This is a genomic window from Romboutsia sp. (genome assembly GCF_051659545.1).
Classification (GTDB): Bacteria; Bacillota; Clostridia; order Peptostreptococcales; family Peptostreptococcaceae; genus JBOFOR01.
In genome coordinates this window covers 1-3,704 of record NZ_JBOFOR010000095.1, presented here as the reverse complement: position 1 = coordinate 3,704, position 3,704 = coordinate 1, and the positions used below count along the sequence as shown (strand labels likewise).

Below are 3,704 nucleotides of genomic sequence, written 5' to 3'. Positions count from 1 at the left end.
TACAAAAAGAAAGGTGTGTAAAAATGGAAACAATAGAACTTATAAGAGTAGTCCTAGGTATCATACTTATACTTTATGGATTAGGGATAAACTGGTATGAAAAATTTAAAGATGTAAAATATATTGACCAAATAAATGGAGTATTAAATGGTAAGATAGTAGTTTTAGTTGGGGTATTAGTTTCAGCTTATAGTACAAAAATAGGAATTTTATCAGCTATAATAAGTGCAACACTATTAATTGTAGAAGAGGTAGTTTTGAAAAAAAAACTTAAGAAAGTAAATTAATTTTGTAAAGTATAGACAGCAGTTTTTTAGTAGGTGTTTTAAAATATATGAACATTATATTTACCAAAAGATGAATGAGATGGCTAGTTATAATTATATAACAAAAGAGTTTTGCGGGATTAGTCAATTATGATATTAATCTTATAGAGTTTGTAGTTGAATATGTTTAAAGATTGGTTACTTAATTCGGAACTAAGCTCTCATGTTTAATAATCCATATGTAGTTACATGGAATATATATTGAAATTTAAAACTATGAAATAACTAAGTTATTTCATAGTTTTTTTTATGTTTTAAAATAAATTAAACTATGATAAAATATAAAAAAAACAATTAAAAAACTAGGAGATAATAAAATGAAAACAAAGTTAATAACTTTTTTTAATATAAAAGGTGGTATTTACAAGACTTCTATGTCAATAATTACAGCATACGAGTTAGCAAAAGATAAAAATAAAAATATATTACTTTGGGATTTAGACTTACAAGAAAATCTTACACAATATGTATATAAAGTAAACCATGAAGATAAAACAACTATAGATATAGTGGATGGAATTAGTGCAGAAGATGTAATTGTAAAGTCTCCAAATGAAAATTATCCAAATATAGATATAATACCAGCAGATATAGGATTAGCTATGTTAGATGAAAAAATAAGTCTACAACCAGCTAGAGAAAAAGTACTAGCTAGATGGTATATGAAGAATATAGATGTGTTAGAAAAGTATGATTATATAATTTGTGATTTGTCACCAAGTTATAATTTAACTGCTAAAAATATACTGTATCTTGCAGACTCTATAATAGTACCGATTATGGATAAAAATATATCTTCTTTAAGAGGCGCTACTTTATTTAAAGAGCTATGGTCAAGAGATAAATATTATTTAGAAAAAGAAGATAATGATATAAAAGCAACTGTATTAGTTGGATATGAAAAACAAAGAACTCAGGTATCAGATTTGTTTGATCAATATCTTCAAAAATTTGATGACTTAAAAAGTATAATGATTGATACATTCATAAGAAGAAGTACTTTTGTTGAGAAATCCTTGCTAAGTAAGTTGAGTGTAAGTGATTATTTAAGCAAGAATAATCAAACTCATTTTAGCAAAGATGAAATTGAGAAGATGGTTTTAGAACTAAAAGAGAAGGATGTGTTATAAATGCCTAAAATAGATATGGATATATTAAATGAAGAATTACCAAAAACAAATAAGAGAACTGTAATACATGAAACAGAGCCAAATAAAGCATCAATATCTATATATGATATAGTTAAAAAGGAAAAGAAGAAAAGTAAGGAACAAGTAGGTGTAACTTTAGATAAAGAGATAGTTGATAAATTAAAAACTGTTGTTATAGATTCTAATATAACTATGTCAAAACTATTTGAAAACCTACTTACACCATTATTAGAAGATGTAAAGATTAAAGAAAAAAATGTAGAGATATATAATGATAAAAATAAGTTAAAAGGTAGAAGAAAATCTGAGTAGGGATGTAAGATTTACTTTAGTAGGAGTGTTTTATGGATGATAAGAAGCTTTGGTTAAAGATCAGTGGTAGCATAAATTATTATTTGCAGTATTATAGCAAAAGCATGTCTAATGAAGAATTATTAAAAGACTATTTAGAATATGCATTACCTGATATGGATGGAGATGGAGTTCATACTTATTTGGACAAGCAGACATTAGAAAGAATTGTTGTAGATGAAGCAATGATGGATAGAGCTAAAGTTGCATTTATTGAAAGACTTGAAAAAAGAAGAGCTAAGGAAGCATCTGTTAAAGAAGAAAAGAAGGTCTTAGCTCCTGTTATTGATTTTACAAAGTATAGAAAGTAGTTTTTTAGTAGGAATTTAAAAATATATGTAGAATATCCATATAAAAGTATTTTGATTTAAGAATGTTAAAACCACTTTATAGGAGGATATTTTTTATGGACTTAAAAATAAGTGATTTACCTCCACAATTTGAAAATATAGCAATGAGAATAGGTATAGACATAACTAAAGTGCTATTTGAAGAATTTGGAGGGACATCAGTGTACTTTCCTACTGAAAAAATGATATATAAAGAAGCTAGAGACAGAGAAATCATAGCTGAGTATAATGGGTTTAATCATAAAGAATTAGCATCTAAATACAATATGTCTGAAAGTTATGTGAGGGCAATTATAAATAGGAATAAGAAAAGTTTTTAATGCTTTTTATTGACAGAGATTAGTTCAGAAAGTATTATATTGACTTAGATACTTAAAAATCTAGATTTTTGAAATAGAGAAGTTACGCGCCTAGTTATGGATGTGTAGCTTTTTTTATTTCAAAAAATATAAAAATCGCAGGTTATAAAAAACCTACGACAAAATTATTTTAAGCAGCATCATAATTTCTAGATTTAAAATAATTATTAATTATAGCCTCACAATTATTGAAAATAGCAGGACTATTTCCGAAGGTAAATAAAAACTTATCTTTAACCTCAATAATTGATTGTGAACTTAATATTATACCTAACATTTTATTAACTGTTTTTACTCTATAACCAGCTGCATACAGACTTTCAAAAGTTTGAGTAGTCAATAAATCCAATTCAATATGTTGATTTTTAACTTCATTAATTGAGCTAACAAGATCAACTTTATTATCAGAGCAATTATTCAAAAGATTTATAGAACTCCAAAAGCCTTGGTCTTTACTTACTATGTAATATTCATTAATTAAATTTTGAATTTTATGTTCACCTATTAAGAATCCAAGAAAGCTCACCAGTTGAAAATCAAGACTATTTTTTGTCCCAGTTATAACGTGTATTCTTTGGACCTTTGCTCTTTTTATTATTTCATTTATTTTTGTATCTGAAAAATGCTTTTCTGTACGATTAGTTAAAAATAGAATAATAACATCATCTTCATCTAATGCATCAAAATAACCTAAAGCATTTATATTTACATTTTCTGTATCAATTAAAAAATATCTTTTCATATTTAACTCCCCCTATTAATCCTATATTTGAATGATTAACAATAAAAAATTAAATATACATGATGTAAGCGAAATTTACACATCGAATATAAAAATATATGTAAAGACGAAAAAAAGTTCTTTAAACATCTCTCAGAGCCTTAAAATGATATTTCTAAAGGTATTACAGGAGTTACATAACGATAAATACTAAAAATAAAAGCTTGTATTTTAATTTTAGAGATATTTAGATTCAAGTGGAAAGTAACGCAAGAATAAAAAAATGAACTCTAATTTTAGAGTTCATTTTTTTGAGCTTTATTATCTTAAGCTCGTGATGTTTTTAGACAACTCATTAATACTATCTGTTAAACCAGTAAGTTTACCTTCAATTCTAACTAAGAGATACATAGATAGAGCAATTGGGAAACCTACATTTGTAACAA

At 25.7% G+C, this 3,704-nt stretch carries 7 protein-coding genes; 5 read left to right on the top strand and 2 right to left on the bottom strand.

Annotation, left to right across the window (positions count from 1 at the left end; translation table 11 throughout):
* From ACRC03_RS05715 to ACRC03_RS05695, 5 genes are all read left to right on the top strand, one after another.
* The coding region (locus ACRC03_RS05715) for a hypothetical protein (protein ID WP_438651594.1) at positions 1–287 on the top strand (287 nt) is incomplete at its 5' end.
* 356 nt (positions 288–643) lie between these two features.
* A complete protein-coding gene (locus ACRC03_RS05710) occupies positions 644–1,456 on the top strand; it encodes a ParA family protein (RefSeq protein WP_438651593.1) in 813 nt (270 codons plus the stop codon).
* Positions 1,457–1,789, top strand: a complete 333-nt coding sequence (locus ACRC03_RS05705; protein ID WP_438651592.1) for a hypothetical protein — start codon at positions 1,457–1,459, stop codon at positions 1,787–1,789.
* A gap of 32 nt (positions 1,790–1,821) precedes the next feature.
* Positions 1,822–2,139 (top strand): hypothetical protein, encoded by a 318-nt coding sequence (locus ACRC03_RS05700; protein ID WP_438651591.1) that lies wholly within the window; start codon positions 1,822–1,824, stop codon positions 2,137–2,139.
* 95 nt (positions 2,140–2,234) lie between these two features.
* Positions 2,235–2,498, top strand: a complete 264-nt coding sequence (locus ACRC03_RS05695; protein WP_438651590.1) for a Mor transcription activator family protein — start codon at positions 2,235–2,237, stop codon at positions 2,496–2,498.
* A 169-nt stretch (positions 2,499–2,667) separates the two neighbouring features.
* Here ACRC03_RS05695 and ACRC03_RS05690 read toward each other — a convergent pair whose 3' ends face one another.
* Both ACRC03_RS05690 and ACRC03_RS05685 read right to left on the bottom strand, forming a co-directional pair.
* Complete coding sequence (locus tag ACRC03_RS05690) at positions 2,668–3,279, bottom strand: PIN domain-containing protein (RefSeq protein WP_438651589.1); 612 nt, start codon at positions 3,277–3,279, stop codon at positions 2,668–2,670.
* Positions 3,280–3,579: 300 nt separating this feature from the next.
* The coding region (locus tag ACRC03_RS05685) for a YvrJ family protein (protein ID WP_438650582.1) at positions 3,580–3,704 on the bottom strand (125 nt) is incomplete at its 5' end.

What these genes read in the sequence shown, in the direction of transcription:
- ACRC03_RS05710 (WP_438651593.1), top strand. Translation starts at nt 644, where the DNA reads ATGAAAACAAAGTTAATAACTTTTTTTAATATAAAAGGTGGTATTTAC.
- ACRC03_RS05705 (WP_438651592.1), top strand. Translation starts at nt 1,457, where the DNA reads ATGCCTAAAATAGATATGGATATATTAAATGAAGAATTACCAAAAACA.
- ACRC03_RS05700 (WP_438651591.1), top strand. Translation starts at nt 1,822, where the DNA reads ATGGATGATAAGAAGCTTTGGTTAAAGATCAGTGGTAGCATAAATTAT.
- ACRC03_RS05695 (WP_438651590.1), top strand. Translation starts at nt 2,235, where the DNA reads ATGGACTTAAAAATAAGTGATTTACCTCCACAATTTGAAAATATAGCA.
- ACRC03_RS05690 (WP_438651589.1), bottom strand. Translation starts at nt 3,279, where the DNA reads ATGAAAAGATATTTTTTAATTGATACAGAAAATGTAAATATAAATGCT.